This is a genomic window from Kribbella sp. NPDC006257, assembly GCF_040613535.1.
Lineage (GTDB): Bacteria > Actinomycetota > Actinomycetes > Propionibacteriales > Kribbellaceae > Kribbella.
Genome location: NZ_JBEXSJ010000025.1, coordinates 107,382 through 122,123 on the forward strand (window position 1 = coordinate 107,382; position 14,742 = coordinate 122,123).

At 68.5% G+C, this 14,742-nt stretch carries 14 protein-coding genes; 6 read left to right on the top strand and 8 right to left on the bottom strand.

Going from position 1 to position 14,742, the window contains the following annotated elements; translation table 11 throughout:
* Nucleotides 1–65: 65 nt before the first annotated feature.
* Both ABZ004_RS27380 and ABZ004_RS27385 read left to right on the top strand, forming a co-directional pair.
* Nucleotides 66–548: a PfkB family carbohydrate kinase gene (locus ABZ004_RS27380; protein ID WP_355683925.1), complete on the top strand. Its 483-nt coding sequence runs from the start codon at nucleotides 66–68 to the stop codon at nucleotides 546–548.
* 114 nt (nucleotides 549–662) lie between these two features.
* Nucleotides 663–1,664, top strand: coding sequence for a LacI family DNA-binding transcriptional regulator (locus tag ABZ004_RS27385; protein ID WP_355683926.1), 1,002 nt, complete (start codon nucleotides 663–665; stop codon nucleotides 1,662–1,664).
* Between the two features lie 81 nt (nucleotides 1,665–1,745).
* On the opposite strand, the gene ABZ004_RS27390 is transcribed toward ABZ004_RS27385, so the two are convergent.
* The 3 genes from ABZ004_RS27390 to ABZ004_RS27400 are packed head-to-tail and all read right to left on the bottom strand — an operon-like array spanning nucleotide 1,746 to nucleotide 4,611.
* Entirely contained in the window at nucleotides 1,746–2,810 is a 1,065-nt protein-coding gene (locus tag ABZ004_RS27390) for an MFS transporter (RefSeq protein WP_355683927.1), read from the bottom strand.
* Between the two features lie 53 nt (nucleotides 2,811–2,863).
* Nucleotides 2,864–3,757, bottom strand: a complete 894-nt coding sequence (locus tag ABZ004_RS27395; protein ID WP_355683928.1) for an NAD-dependent dehydratase — start codon at nucleotides 3,755–3,757, stop codon at nucleotides 2,864–2,866.
* Nucleotides 3,754–4,611: a phosphotransferase gene (locus tag ABZ004_RS27400; protein ID WP_355683929.1), complete on the bottom strand. Its 858-nt coding sequence runs from the start codon at nucleotides 4,609–4,611 to the stop codon at nucleotides 3,754–3,756. The genes ABZ004_RS27395 and ABZ004_RS27400 overlap by 4 nt, the downstream gene beginning before the upstream one ends.
* Nucleotides 4,612–4,702: 91 nt before the next feature.
* Here ABZ004_RS27400 and dapD point away from each other — a divergent pair, with 91 nt between their 5' ends.
* Both dapD and ABZ004_RS27410 read left to right on the top strand, forming a co-directional pair.
* Nucleotides 4,703–5,641 (top strand): 2,3,4,5-tetrahydropyridine-2,6-dicarboxylate N-succinyltransferase, encoded by a 939-nt coding sequence (gene dapD / locus ABZ004_RS27405; RefSeq protein ID WP_355683930.1) that lies wholly within the window; start codon nucleotides 4,703–4,705, stop codon nucleotides 5,639–5,641.
* Nucleotides 5,642–5,747: 106 nt separating this feature from the next.
* Nucleotides 5,748–6,719, top strand: coding sequence for a hypothetical protein (locus ABZ004_RS27410; protein ID WP_355683931.1), 972 nt, complete (start codon nucleotides 5,748–5,750; stop codon nucleotides 6,717–6,719).
* Between the two features lie 48 nt (nucleotides 6,720–6,767).
* Here the strand turns inward: ABZ004_RS27410 and fdxA are convergent, their stop codons facing one another.
* Nucleotides 6,768–7,094, bottom strand: a complete 327-nt coding sequence (gene fdxA, locus ABZ004_RS27415; protein ID WP_012923087.1) for a ferredoxin — start codon at nucleotides 7,092–7,094, stop codon at nucleotides 6,768–6,770.
* A 117-nt stretch (nucleotides 7,095–7,211) separates the two neighbouring features.
* Between fdxA and ABZ004_RS27420 the strand changes: the two genes are divergently transcribed.
* A complete protein-coding gene (locus tag ABZ004_RS27420; protein WP_355683932.1) occupies nucleotides 7,212–8,141 on the top strand; it encodes a GNAT family N-acetyltransferase in 930 nt (309 codons plus the stop codon).
* On the opposite strand, the gene ABZ004_RS27425 is transcribed toward ABZ004_RS27420, so the two are convergent.
* Entirely contained in the window at nucleotides 8,123–9,502 is a 1,380-nt protein-coding gene (locus tag ABZ004_RS27425) for an MFS transporter (RefSeq protein WP_355683933.1), read from the bottom strand. The genes ABZ004_RS27420 and ABZ004_RS27425 overlap by 19 nt on opposite strands.
* A 46-nt stretch (nucleotides 9,503–9,548) precedes the next feature.
* Between ABZ004_RS27425 and ABZ004_RS27430 the strand changes: the two genes are divergently transcribed.
* Nucleotides 9,549–9,986 (top strand): type II toxin-antitoxin system PemK/MazF family toxin, encoded by a 438-nt coding sequence (locus ABZ004_RS27430; RefSeq protein WP_355683934.1) that lies wholly within the window; start codon nucleotides 9,549–9,551, stop codon nucleotides 9,984–9,986.
* A gap of 2 nt (nucleotides 9,987–9,988) precedes the next feature.
* Here the strand turns inward: ABZ004_RS27430 and ABZ004_RS27435 are convergent, their stop codons facing one another.
* The 3 genes from ABZ004_RS27435 to ABZ004_RS27445 form a co-directional block, all read right to left on the bottom strand.
* Nucleotides 9,989–11,752, bottom strand: a complete 1,764-nt coding sequence (locus ABZ004_RS27435; RefSeq protein WP_355683935.1) for a VanW family protein — start codon at nucleotides 11,750–11,752, stop codon at nucleotides 9,989–9,991.
* A gap of 109 nt (nucleotides 11,753–11,861) precedes the next feature.
* Nucleotides 11,862–12,377: a flavin reductase family protein gene (locus ABZ004_RS27440; RefSeq protein ID WP_355683936.1), complete on the bottom strand. Its 516-nt coding sequence runs from the start codon at nucleotides 12,375–12,377 to the stop codon at nucleotides 11,862–11,864.
* Nucleotides 12,378–12,411: 34 nt separating this feature from the next.
* Nucleotides 12,412–14,742, bottom strand: a 2,331-nt coding sequence (locus tag ABZ004_RS27445; protein WP_355683937.1) for a tetratricopeptide repeat protein, incomplete at its 5' end; no start/stop codon positions are given.

Genomic DNA, 14,742 nt, shown 5'->3' on the forward strand with positions numbered 1-14,742 from the left:
CGCCGCCCCCCCCCCCCCGGCCCGCGCCGCGCGGGGCCCGCCTGTGGCTCGCCTCGGCCGCGGGGGTGACGACGATTCTCACGCCGGCACCGGTCGGGACGATCGACTCGGCGCTCGGTGAGTTCGTCGACATCCTGGTGCCGAACGAGGTGGAGGCGGCGGCGCTGACCGGGCTCGACTGCGACGACGAATCCCGGGTGCCGGCGATCGCCCGGCGGCTGACGTCGGAGTGGGACCTGCACGGTTGCGTGATCACGCTCGGCGCGCGCGGTGCCTTCGTGCGTGACGAACTGACCGGCGAGGAGATCCGCATCCCGGCTCACCGGGTGGCGACTGTCGACACGGTCGGCGCCGGCGACGCCTTCTGCGGCTCCCTCGCCGCTTCCCTAGCAGCCGGCGCCCGCCTCACCGACGCCGTACGCCTCGCCAACGCCGCCGGCGCCCTCTCCACCACCCGCCACGGCGCCGCCGCCTCCGCCCCCACCCGCCCCACCGCCGAAGCCCTCCGCGACACCCACCAGATCCCCGCCACCCACAAATCCTCATGACCCCGCCCCCGAGGCACGGCCGGTGGGATCAGCGGCTGTTCCGGGCAGGGTTGCCTACCTCGTGAGATCCTTGTGCGGTCCAGGCGGGTAGGGGTTCGGGAGCGGGGAGCGAGCATGACGACGATCTACGACGTCGCGCGTAGATCCGGCGTGTCGCCGGCCACCGTTTCGCGGGTGCTGAGCGGGCGGCGCAACGTGGATCCGGAGCTGTCCGAGAAGGTCCGTACCGCGGTCGCCGAACTCGGCTACCGGCCGAACGGCGTCGCGCGGAACCTCCGCAAGGCGAGTACGAACCTCTGGGCCGTGGTCATCTCCGACATCGAGAACCCGTTCTTCACCTCGCTGGTGCGCGGCCTCGAGGACGTCGCGCAGACCGAGGGCTACCACGTCGTCCTCTGCAATTCCGACGAGGATCCGGCGAAGGAAGCGGCGTACGCGTCCGCCGTACTGACCGAGCAGATGGCCGGCGTCGTCATCTCCCCCACCTCGACCGCGGACGGCGTCGAGCTCCTCGACGGCGCGAAGACGCCGATGGTGCTGATCGACCGCCGGGTCGAGGGCGTCGAGGCCGACACCGTGCTGGTCGACAACGAGCACGGCGCCGCCGAGGGTGTGAAGCACCTGACCGACGGCGGCTACGAGCGGATCGCCTGTATCACCGGACCGCGCAAAGTCAGTACGGCGATGGACCGGCTGGCCGGATACCGCTCGGCGCTGCGTGGCGCCGGGATCCGGTACGACAAGGAGCTGGTCCGGCACGCCGACTTCCGCGAAGCCGGTGGGTTCGCGGCGATGGAGAGCCTGCTCGACCTGCCCGGGCCGCCCGAGGCGCTGTTCGTCACCAACAACCTGATGACAGTCGGCGCGCTGGAATGCCTCGCGAAACGCGGTCTCCGAGCACCCGACGACATCGCAATAGTCGGCTTCGACGACATCCCGTGGGCCGACCTGGTCGTCCCCTCGCTCACCACGGTCGCCCAACCGACCTACGAACTGGGCCGTACGGCGGGCCTGTTGCTCAAGGACCGCATCGCCTCCCCCGGCCGTCCACCGTCGACAGTCACGCTCCGAACCGAGCTCCACATCCGCGCAACCTCGGCGCCGAAGAAGAAGTAGCGGACCGCCGACACTCACCTTCCACCCGCTCGTCCGACCCGGCACGCTCAGCGTCGCCCTTCCGAGCGCCGAATCGGGTGCTTAGACAGTGTTGGAGATCCGCCGCCTCGGGTCATACTGCGGAACCCACCGGGCGAGCCAACCGGTCCCGGCGACGGTGAGCACACCCAGCGCCAGACATGCAGCTGCAAGCGGCGCGACGAACGTGATCGCACTGATCAGGATCGGCCCGACAACGCTGCCGAACTCAGCACAGAAGGTCCACCCACCAAGAAACTGTGCCCGGAGCTGAGCAGGCGCCGCATCCGCACCAAGCGTCTTGACGATGCCGGAGCCGAGACCGTTGCCTACGGCCATCAAAACGCCGACGGCCAGCACGCCGGGCAACGCACTACTGAGTGGCAGAGTGAGCATGCCAAGACCCAGCAGAAGCGTCGCCGGTACGGCGATCCAGACCCGGCCGAAGCGATCCATCACCAGGCCGGCCGGATAGAACAGCAGCATCTCGATCCCGTTCGTGATGCCGAAGACGATCGACGTATCGGTCGCGGAGAGCCCGACCTGCTCGCCCCACAAGGGAATCAGGCTGGTCCGGGCCGCGCGGGCGATGGCCCCCGCACTCAAAGATCCAGCGACCCCGACTCCATACGCAGCGGCGATCCCCCAGAAATGCCCAGCCGCCGCGCCCAGGAACGGACCGATGAAGACTCCGATCCGGCTGACACCACCCAGCGTCGACAGCGCCCGAGCCCGAAGCTCGATCGGCACCACTTCGGTCACATACGACTGCCTCGCCAGGCTGAACACGGCCCCGGCCAGACCGGCGACGAGGAGCGCGAAACCCAACAGCCAAGGCGTCCTGACCACCATCGCCATCAACCAAGCGACCGCACTGACCGACGCGGCAACCAGCAATGCGCGCCGCTCACCGATCCTTACGACGAGCGCGCCGGCCGGGAGCGACCCAGCAAACTGCCCGATCCCCAGCACCCCGACGAGAAACGCGGCGAACCCCACTGACGCGCCGAGTTGCAGAGCCGACAACGCAACCACTGGCAGGACGGCGCCTTGCCCGACAGCGTTCAGAACAGTCGGCCCGAACGCCGGCACAGCAACCTGCCACAGGCTGAATTCCCGCCCCGCCATCCCGCCTCCCTCGCCGATTTATCTCGACATCAAGATACACGACATGGAGATAACTAGTGAGGTGGAGGTGGTGGGGTGTTGCCCCCCTTGATCCAGGCGACACAGTCGCGGGCGCTGGACTCGGCTGAGCGGAGAGTGAGGCCGGCGGCGAGGGCTTTGCTGTTGTCGAGTTGGAAAGTGCCGTTGTTGCTGCCGTCATGCGGAAGGTGGAACCGGTCCGCAGCTGGGTCCCAATCGACCGGCGCAGCATCCGGTACGACGGAGCGCCAGGCGTCGGCCAGGTCTGACATCGTGCGCGTCGGCCCGACGACGTTGAACGGCCCGGGGAGCGCCTCCGTCGTGAGACGCAGCAAGAACGCGGCGAGGTCGCGCGCGTCGACGTACTGGATCGGCTGGTCCGGGCGAGCCGCGCACTCCATCGGCCGTCCGGTCGCGAGCGCCTCGCCCCAGTTGCCGAAGTCGGGGTTGTACGGGCCGACGACGAAGCCGGATCGCACCGCCGCGGTACGGGATCCGAAGACCGCTTCGAGTTCCGCTTCGCAGCGCACCTTGTGCGGACCGTAGGAGTCCATCGTGAACTCGTCCTCGGCGGCATCCGCCGGCCAATCCAGCAACGGCGCCGACTCGGTCATCCCGGGCATCAATTTGCTCGCATAGACGGCGATCGAGGACATGTAGGTGTAGTGGCCGACCCGATCCCGCAGTACGGCGGCACTCAGGCGCACGTCGCGGATCAGGAACCCCGACATGTCCACCACGCCGTCCCACTCGCCACCAGCCAGCACCTCGGGTGCGGAACGATCGCCGACCAGCTCGGTGACGCCGGCGAACAACCCTGGATTCGTGAGCCCGCGGTTGAAGAGCGTCACCTCGTGCCCGTCGCCCAGCGCCGCCTCGACCACATGCCGCCCGAGGTTCTTCGTGCCGCCGAGAACCAGCAGCCTCATCGCGACACCTGCTCGTCGAGTTCGGCAACCAGCGGTTCGATCCAGTCCTTCGACGGCGGCACGAGCCGATGTCCTTCGGCCACGATCCAGGCCAGCGCGCGCACGATGAAGCAGACCCCGCCGACCGCCACCTGCCGGCGTACGAGCTCGGCGTCGGCGCCGGACGATTCGATGTACCGGGCAACGATCGGTTCGGCTTGGTGGCCGATGGCAACGGCATCGCGGACGAGTGTGTAGAGGTCGCTGAGATGCGGGGCGAGATAGGCCAACGGCCAGTCGACGGCGGTCCAGCGCTGCCCATCGGTGACGAGGTTCTTGGGGACGAAATCGCCGTGGACCACGGCAGTCGGCGCTTCGCGATGGAGTTCGTCGAGCGCGGGAACGGTTCGCGCGATCAGCCGCGCACTGAGATTGTCACCGATCGCGTCGACCCGGCGTACGAGCTCCGCCAGCTGGTCACCGGTGAACTCGCTCTCGGCTGACACTTCTCGCGAGCGGATCGCTGCGAGGACGTCGGCGGCGGCCAGGAATCCGTCGACGGACGGCTCCTGCTCGAGATTCACCCGGCCGACATCGGCCAGCACGAGCAGTACTGCATCGTCGATCGCCGTGTGATGGATCAGCGCGGGCGCGGGAAGCTTCAGCGGTACGACGAAGCGCTCGTACGCCGCTGCCTCGGCGGTCTGCACGTCGCTCCCCCGCTTCACGATCACGCTGCGAAGTCCGTAGGAGATCCGCCAAACCTCCGACGACCCCCACTCGCGCAACAACTCCCCCTTCACCTCCCCCAGCGACGTCGCCTGCGTAGCCGTCAGCACCGATTCGGCCACGTGGTCGATCCAGCCGGGCAGCATGACGAAGTCCTTCCGTTCAGCGGGCGGTCGATCAGTAGATCACGTACCCCAGTTTCGTCGCCCGGTAATTACCCGTGGCAGGCTTTGGGGTATGACTGACGACGCCACGCACGCCTGGGGCTACGGCCTTGCCACCGTCACCGAGCAGGGCGCGACCCTGGACGTCTGGTACCCGGCCCCCGCGCTGGGCGCCGCCCCTCCCGACGTGAAGGCCCCGGCCGAGCTGATCGCTGCTGAGGGCAACGACGAGCTCCGCCGGGTACGCCGGGTCGTGGTCAGGTCCGAGATCACCCTCGACCAGGCGCCGGCCGACGTCGCGGACGCATACCTCCGGCTGCACCTGCTGTCGCACCGGCTGGTCCGCCCGCACGGCGTGAACCTGGACGGCATCTTCGCCGCGCTGCCGAACAACGCGTGGACCTCGCACGGCCCGGTTCCGGTCGAGCAGGTCGAGCAGGTCCGGCTTCGCGCCCGCGCCGCCGGGCTGCACCTGAGCGTGACGAGCGTCGACAAGTTCCCGCGGATGACCGACTACGTCGTACCGAGCGGGGTCCGGATCGCCGACGCGGACCGGGTCCGGCTGGGCGCGCACCTCGCATCCGGGACCACCGTCATGCACGAGGGCTTCGTCAACTTCAACGCCGGAACGCTCGGCAACGCGATGGTCGAGGGCCGGATCGTGGCCGGCGTCGTCGTCGACACCGACACCGACATCGGTGCCGGCTCCTCCATCATGGGCACCCTGTCCGGCGGCGGCACGCAGGTCATCTCGATCGGCAAGCGCTGCCTGCTCGGCGCGAACGGCGGGACCGGGATCTCGCTCGGCGACGACTGCGTGGTCGAGGCGGGGCTCTACGTCACCGCCGGGACCAAGGTCACGCTGCCGGACGGCACCGTGGTGAAGGCGCGCGAGCTGTCCGGTCAGCCGGGGCTGCTGTTCATCCGGAACTCGGTCACCGGTGCGGTGGAGGCCCGGCCGCGCAAGGGTGAGGGCATCACGCTCAACGAAGCGCTGCACGCCAACGCGTGACGGACCCGACTTCGCAGTACGCCAACCAACACCTCCTGCAGTACGTCGTACCGACTGTGACTCACTCAACGGAACCAGGTGCCGGCGGCCGGACGTTGGGACACGTATGAAGCGCGGGCCGATCGTCGTCGGAGCAGGGCTGGGTGTGCTGGCTCTTGCCGTCTACGCGGGGATCTCTGTGATCAACGGCAAGGGCATCGGGCCACTGCTGCCGCCCCAGGAGCAGTGCCAGGCCAGCGCGGGTGGCAACACGGTCGTGGTCGACCTGGAGCAGGCGGAGTCGGCGGCGATCATCGTGGGAGTCGCCGTACGACGGGGGCTGCCGGCCAAGGCAGCCACGATCGCCCTCGCCACGGCGTACCAGGAATCCAACCTGCGCAACCTGAACCATGGGGACCGGGACTCGCTCGGGTTGTTCCAGCAGCGGCCGTCGCAGGGCTGGGGGACGATCGCTCAGGTGCGCGACCCGCACTACTCGTCCTGGAAGTTCTACGACGCACTGGTGAAGGTGAAGAACTACCAGACACTCGCAGTGACGGTAGCTGCCGACAAGGTGCAGCGGAGTGCCTTCCCGAACGCCTATGCCGACCACGAGGCGGATGCGCGCGTGCTGGCGTCAGCGTTGACGGGGAACAGCAAGGCGGCGCTCTTCTGCACGGTGAACACGTCATCGATCCAGGCCGAGGCGATGGGCACCAACGGGCTCACCCCGCGTGCCGAGACAGTGCGCCAGGATCTACTCAAGACGTTCGGGAAGCTGCCGATGGGCGGCTACGAGCCGGGCGGCACCACCACGGGCCACATGGAAGGCTCCGCCCACTACGACGGGCGGGCGATCGACATCTTCGTCAAGCCGATCTCTACGGCGAACACGCTCAAAGGCTGGGCTCTGGCGCAGTACCTGGTCGCCCGGGCCGACTACCTGAAGATCCAGACAGTCATCTTCTCCGACCGGATCTGGACCGCCGGCTCCAAGTCCGACAACGGCTGGCGCACCTACACAGCCCCGGACCGCCCCGGCAATAAGGACACGCTGCGCCACCTCGACCACGTCCATGTGGACGTCCTCGAAAACTGACGGCTCCCCCAGCCGGGCCGGGAGAGCCGTCCGAAGTACTGCGGGTGGTTACTCGTCGTGTTCCTGCGGGGGCAGGGCCGCGATGAACGGGTGGTCCTTGTCGATCTTGCCGAGCTTGGACGCGCCGCCGGGCGAACCCAGGTCGTTGAAGAAGTCGACGTTCGCGGTGTAGTAGTCCTTCCACTGCTCCGGTGTGTCGTCTTCGTAGTAGATGGCCTCGACTGGGCAGACCGGCTCACACGCTCCGCAGTCGACGCACTCGTCGGGGTGGATGTAAAGCATCCGGTTGCCCTCGTAGATGCAGTCGACAGGGCACTCCTCGACGCAGGCGAGGTCCTTGAGGTCAACACACGGCTGCGCGATGACGTAGGTCACTGGTACTCCTCCTATAGCCAGCAAGCGCAGCGGGACAGGGTGCTGCGGTGCGGTGGTGCTCGATGCAGTCTCTAGTATCAGGCTAGTACTACGCCCACTCTGCCAGGAGTCCGCATCGTGTCAGGCCTCAGCGCCCGTGATATCGGCCACCGTGTCGTGGTTCGCCACCGGCTCCCGGGCGGTCAGTTGACCGATGTGCTCGGTGTTCTCCAGTCGCTGGACGCCTCCCAGCTGGTGGTGCGGCACGCCGACAGTACGCCGTACGCGATCCAACTGGCCGATGTGAGCGCTGCCAAGCAGATCCCGCCACTCGTCCTCCGTCCGGTGGATGTCGAGCAGCTTTTCCTCACCACAGCGCTTGGGCGGCCTGCTGTGGAGACCTCGCACCTGGGTCAATGGCTGCTCCGGGCCTCTGACGGCTGGACCGGCCGGGCCAACTCGCTCCTGCCCGTTGGAGACCCCGGAATGTCGGTTGCGGACGCCCTGAAGCACGCAGAGGCCTTCTACGACGAGCATGGGCTCACTCCGCTGGCTCTGGTTCGGCTGGGCACCGAGAGAGAAGCAGAGTTCCGGCAACACGGCTGGGTGGAGTCGCGCCCGGGTCAGTCGGACGCCCTGGTTCTGCACACCTCGCTGGATTTGGTGAACGGCGTACCGGCGTACGAGGTGGAGATCGACGACAAGCCGGATGCCGAGTGGTACGCGACCGCCTTCGAGGGTGAGGTGCCTGCAGCCGCTCCGAAGGTGATGGAGGGGGCTCCCAAGGCGGTCTTCGCCTCGATCCGCCAGGACGGGAAGATCGCAGCGGTCGGCCGTGGCTCGATGACCGGCCACTGGCTCGGCATCGACGGCGTACGCGTGCACCCGGCGTACCGCCGGAGAGGGCTCGCTACTGCGGTTCTCCAGGGACTCGCGCGCTGGTCCGGCGCCCAGGGCGGCCGCCGCACCTATCTGGAAGTGCTCGAAGACAACACGGCCGCCGTCAGCACCTACCTGAGCCTCGGCTACGCAGAGGCGTACCGCTACCGCTACCTCACCAGCCGCTGAGCAGCAGCCGCTCCCAGCACGGCCAGCACGACAAACCCACCCAGTACGACGCTCAGCGCGTGCTGCGGCGCCGTGTGCCCAGAGACCAGCCAGGCGTAGCCAGAACCCGCCACAGCCACTCCCAGCGCTCCAGAGAGCTGCGCGTTCGTAGCGACAACTCCAGAAAGATCTGACGCGTACTGCGTGGGCATGCTGGACGTGACCGCTCCAATCAACGTGTTGGCACTGATCCCCAGCCCTAGCCCGCCGATAGCGAGCAGACCGAACAGCAGCGGCCCAGAGAGCCCGCCAAGCAACAAGTAGACCAGCACTGCGAGGTAGCCCGTTGCCAGCAGCAAGCAGCCGACGACCGGCATCCCCTGATAGCTACGCCTCAGCCGCGGCAGCACCGGGCCGGCCACGCCGAACGCGGCCACCCAGGCAACCATCGCGAACCCCGCGTAGGCAGGGCTCTTGCCGAGTCCCTGCTGCAAGTACAAGGCGAGGACGAACAGCAGGGCGAAGTAGGTGCCCGTAGTCAGCGCATGAGCCAGCAGGCCGGCCCTGACCGACGCGTTACGCAGTACAGGGCGGGCGATCAGCGGACGACCACCGCGCGAGACAGCCTGGCGTTCGCCGTACTCGAAGAACAGAGCCATCGGCACGCTCAAGGCCAGGCATTTCCACGACCAGGTGGGCCAGCCCCGCTCGGACCCGAGTAGGAGCGGCACGATCACCAGCAGGACGGCAGCGGACAAGGTCAGCACTCCGCGCAGGTCCAGACTCTGCCGCTCCCCAGTGACGGCGTCGGCCGGCAGGACCCGCCGGGCCACCAACAGCAGGACCACTCCGATCGGCACGTTGATGAGGAAGATCGGCCGCCAGCTAGTCCCGAACAGATCGGCCGCGATCAGCAGTCCGCCCAGGATCTGGCCGGCGACAGCCCCACCCGACAACGCGATCGAGAAGTACCCGAGCGCCCGGAGCCGATCACGACCTGCGAAATGAAGCTGGATCCCGCTCAGCACCTGCGGAACCATCAACGCCGCCCCGGCACCCTGGACGAACCGCGCCACAGTCAGCGAGTAGATCTCCGGTGCCACCCCACACACCAGCGAGGCCGCCGTGAACACCGCCAGCCCGAGCATGAACACGCGCTTGTAGCCGAGCGACGACCCCAGCCGCGCGCCGGTGATGAGCAGTACTGCGAACGCGACCACGTACCCGGAGACGACCAACGCGACCTGCCCCTCCGACGCGTTCAGGTCGAGGCCGATCGACGGAGCCGCGATGTTGGCGACCGCGGTGTCCACATTCGCCATGAACTGGCCGGTGAGCAGCACGGCGAGCAGAGCGGTTCTGGATTGTGTCAGTACCTGCATAGTCGTTGAACGGCGTGCGCGACGAAGTTGTGAGTAGGGTCTGGCCATGGCAGAACACGTCGCTGAGCATCCGGAGTACGCGGGTGACTACGAGGGCACCGTGCACGTCGAGTACACCCCGCACCCCGACGACGGCGTGGCCGATCCGGGCGAGATCGTCTGGACCTGGGTGCCGTTCGAGGAGGACCACCACCGCGGCAAGGACCGCCCGGTGCTGGTAGTCGGCTCGGACGGGCCGTTGCTGCTCGCCCTGATCCTGACCAGCAAGGACCACGAGCGCGATGCCGCCGACGAGGCCCGCTGGGGGCGGGTCTGGCTCGACATCGGCAGCGGCCCCTGGGACAAGGAGGGCCGCCGCTCCGAAGTACGGCTCGATCGCGTCCTACGGATCGATCCGGCCCAGGTACGCCGGGAGGGCGCCGTAATCGGCGAGGACATCTTCACCACCGTCGCCGACCACCTGCACGAACTCCACCGCGCCTGAACTCAGGTCGGGGGACGGGTGGTGCCGCCGCCGCCCGGCTTACCCGGGCTGTCCGGGGTGGACGGCGGGGTGCCCGGCTTCGGGCCGCAGCGGATGTCGTCGGCCGCGTTGTACTTGGTGGTGAAGGACTCGGTCTTCACCCGCTGGCCGTTCTTCGCGAAGAACCGGTGGATGGTGATGTCGAAGCCCTCGGTCGGCGCCTGGGTCCGGCAGCCGGGCTCGGTGTTGTAGACCACCGACGGCGACCGGAAGTTCGACTTCGCCGACGCGCCCGCGGTGATGTCCCAGACCTTCGTGCCCCAGATCTTCACCGTCAGCGTGCCCTGGTTGCCCGGCGTCGACGGCGTGAAGATCGTCTGCACGAAGATCCCGTGACCGGAGTCGTTCAGGAACTTCAGGTCGACCGAACCCCACGCGACGGTGGCCTCGCGACCGACCGGGTAACGGCTGATGTAGACGCTGTGCGCCTTGTGCTCGACGTCCTTCAGGCCGGCGAAGAACGCGGCGTTGAAGGTGGTCGTGGCCGACTGCGAGACGCCGCCACCGAGGTCCAGGACGAACTTGCCGCCGTTGATGATGTTGCCCTCGGTGAAGCCGTTCTCCTTGGTCCGCTCGCCGACGATCTTGTTCAGGCTGAACATCTCGTTCGGCTTCAGCAGGGTGCCGTTGATCCGGCGGGCCGCCGTACCGATGTTCACGTTGCGATAGGTGGCGTGCGGGAAGTGCGTGGTGAACTCCCCCATCACCTCCTTGATGCCGAGCGCCTGCGCCGCCTCGGTGGTGACCTTCGCCTTCGACTTGGCCAGGCCGACCGACGCCTTCCGGTCCGCACCGGTCTTCGGCAGGATCGAGAGGATCGCCGGGATCACCTTGTCGCGGGCGACGACCATGCCGTCGACCGCCGGGACCACCTGCGGCTTCCCGGCGACGATCGCGATCGTGGCGTCCTTCGGCTGCGACTCGAGTTGCTTGAACCGGGCCTTGAACAGCGGCTCCAGCTTGGCCGCGTCCAAGGTCGGCGTGAAGTCGCCGTCCTTCGCGGTCAGCTTCAGCGCGGGAGCGAACTCGGCCGGCTTCAGGTCGACACCCTTGTCGCCGACGGTGAGCCGGATCGGCCCGGACATCGCCGGCTCGGCGTACTCCTTCATCGCCTTGTCGATCGCGTCCGTACCGGCCTTCGGCTTGCTGACCTCGACCGGCAGGTCGCGCGGGTTGCCGTCGGACGGGTAGCCGGCGGCCAGGGTGTCGGTCGCCTTGCCGTTGTCCAGCTGCAGGCCGTCGGCGGACGGGTGCTGCACCGCCTTCGCGTCGACGAAGGTGATGGTGCCTTCGGTCGCGGGCCGGTTGACCTGCTGGGCGAGCCGGTCGACGGCCGCCTTGAGCTTCTCGTCGTCGCGCTTGATCACCGGCGCGACCTCGTCACCGCCGGTCAGCACCTGCCAGATCCGGACCGGGTTGAGGCTGCGCCCCGCTCCGGCGGCGTCGATGGTGGCGTCCACGTCGAGGCTGAGCCCGGCATCGGCCGGCTTGACCTGGTACGTCGAGTCGCCGGCCTTCACCTTGATCGGCAGATTCAGCCGGTCCTTGATCCCGGCCTGCAACTTCGCCTTGGCATCGGCCTTGGACAGCCCACCGAGCGAGATGCCGAGGACGGTCGTGTCCCCTGGAGTCTTGTCACCGGTGAACGCGAAGGCGGCTCCGTAGGCGATGACGAGCACACCGAACCCAGCCGCGGCGATGATGCCCGCGCGCTTGTTGATCCCCACCGGACAGAGTCCTCCTGCTCGAAATACCCGACATATCTGAAGGCCAGACGACAGACGCCGCTGCGCCTACCAGATGACAGACCGTGCATTCTACGGGATTAGGGCAGACCTATTTGCCCTTGAGTTCCCGGTATTGCCCCGCGTAGTAGATCAGTGCCGCAGGGTCAGCGACTTCGCCAGCGCCGAGGCTCAGCACCTCTCCCACCACGATCGTGTGGTCCCCGCCGTCGTACGTCGCCCAGGTCCGGCACTCCAGCCAAGAGAGCGCTCCTTCAATGAGCAGGCACCCTGTCTTGGGCCCAGGCGCAGTACCGATCCCGTCGAACTGGCTGAGCAGGTCCCGCCCCGACTTGGCGAACCGTTCCGCGATCGGCTGGTGACTGTCGGCCAGCACCGAGACCGCCCAGAACCCGCAGTCCAGGACGGCATCGTGCATCCGGACGCCCTTGTCGACGCAGACCAGTACCAGCGGCGGATCGAGCGAGACCGAGGTGAAAGCGTTCGCGGTCATCGCGTGCGCGACCCCGTCCTGCTGGGTGCTCATGATCGTGATGCCCGACCCGAACCGGCCGAGCGCCGTACGGAACTCCCCGGGAGCGATGCTGCCACTGGGATCCGGAGTCACCACAGCAGCCTAAGACTTCACAATGGTTGACTGGTCAAGTCGGCGTGTGTGAACCGTCACTGCGATCCAGCAGAGCCTGTACGTCGTCGGCTCGGGTGGACCCGTAGCGCCGGTAGATCGCCAGCGCCTGGCGCCACTCGTCCCGCGCCTGCCCCGTCCTGCCCGCCGCGTCGTGCCACCGTCCGAGACCGACGCGCGCCGCCGCCTCCGAATCCCAGAGTTCATGTGCGGTCGCCAGCGCAAGAGACTCCTCGAACAGCTCGGCAGCCTCGTCGGACCGCTCCACGGTGACCAGCAACCGGCCCAGGATGCAGAGGATCTCGGCAAGCATCTGCTCCTTGTCCACCGCCCGGTACGCCGCCAAAGACTTGCGGTAGAACGACTCGGCCTCGGCGTACCGGCTGGTCTCCTCGAGCGATTCCCCGATCACCCGGTAGCGCATCGCCAGGTCTCCCGGTGAAGCGTCGGCTTCGGTCAGCAGCGCCACCGAGCGCTCGAAGGCGGCCATCTGAGCAGCCTGATCGCCTTCCTTCCCCGCGATCATGCCCAGCACCAGCTCACCCCACGACGCCCGATCGACATCGGGCCGGGTGGCGGAGAACTGCTCGACGACCGTCTTGGCCGCGGCCAGGTCGTTCGCCCGTTCGAGCGCGTGCGCCAGGTTCAGCAGACAGGACCGCTCGAAGTCGAGGTCACCGATCGCGGCCGCCATCGGCGCCGCCCGGCCGAGATGCCGCGCGGCCGCGGCATGCTCGCCCAACTCACCGCAGACCAGACCGAGGTCGAAGCCGATCATCGCCGCGGCCACCTCGTCGTCCACCTCGGCCAGCACCCGGACCGCCGCTTCGCCGATCTCCCGCCACTCCAGCCAGCGCCGCCGCCTGAGCCCGAACGCGTTCATCCCGGCCGCTATCCGGATCACGGTCAGTCGCTCGGCCGCGGAGCCGCCCTCGGCGAGCCGGACCGCGGTCACCAGGTTGACCCGGTCGGCATCGACCAGCTCGACCACCTCGTCCTCGGTCAGGTCCGCGGCCGGCTCCGACCACTCCGGCGCCCGCCACTTCTGGGTCAGCTCACCGGGCTCCGACAACTCGTCGATGCGCCACACCCAGGCGAGATACGCAGTCAGCACCCGCTCCCGAACAGCCTTTACGCCGGCCTCGCCCAGCTCGGTCCGAGCCGCCTCGCGCGCGACGAACCGGACCAGGTCGTGCATCCGGTAGCGGTGCAGCGCCGGCGTCTCGAGCAGGTTGACGTCGACCAGGTGCTCGATCGCGTCCTCGGCCTCCCGCAGCCCGAGCCCGAGCGCCGCCGCTGCGATCCGCAGCGAGAATTCGGTCCCCGGCAGCACCGAGACCATCGCGAACGCCCGGGCGGCAGTCTGGGCCAGCTGCCGTGGATCCGCGGCCAATGCATCGACCGAGAGCCTGATGCTGGCCCGCACTCCGTTGTCGTCGGGCGAGAGCACCGACCAGCGGGCTTCCTCGCTGCTGAGCTCCTGGGCCAGCTCCGCGACCGGACAGCCGGGCCGCCCGGCCAGGTAGGTGCCTGCGATCCGGAGGGCCAGCGGCAGCCGCCCGCACGACATTGCGACGGCCCGCGCCGACTGCGGCTCCTGCTCGATCCGGCCGTCACCGACCACAGCGGCCAGGAGCTCGACGGCATCGGAGACCGGCAGCACGTCGAGATGCACCTGCCGCACTCCGGCCAGGTCGATCAGTTGCCGTCGGCTGGTGATCAGGGCCGCGGAACCAGCTGTCCCCGGGATCAGCGGGCGGACCTGGCTACTGCTCACCACATCGTCGATGAGGACCAGCACCCGCCGGCCCGCGAGCGCCGAGCGATAGCGGGCCGCCGCGAGCTCGACCGTGTCGGGGATCTCCTCGTCGGGCATCCCGAGCGCGCGGAGCAGCCGGCCCAGCGCGGTCTGCGGATCCAGTGGTTCGTCGCCGTGCCCGCCCATCGCGACATACAGCTGTCCGTCGGGAAACTCCGCCGCGAGCCGGCGAGCGGTGTGCACGGCGAGGGTCGTCTTGCCGACGCCGCCCATCCCCGCCACCGAGACCAGCGCCACAGCGGTCGCCGTCCCCGGTCCGGTGTGCGACAGCGAGCGCAGCAGCTCGTCGATCTCGTGCGCCCGGCCGGTGAAGTCGCCGATGCCGGCCGGCAGGTGATCGACCGGGGCGGCTACCGGCCGGCGGGCGAGGTCTTCGAGCTGCCGGGCGTCCCGCTCGGCCAGCTGCAGCGCCGCCGCCAACTGCTGGACGGTCCCCTCGGCCACGAAGTGGTGGCGGTCGACGAGTCGCCCGAAATGCTGGCCGGGGTCACCGGGGCGGAGACCGTGTGCTCGACCATCGAGGACCTC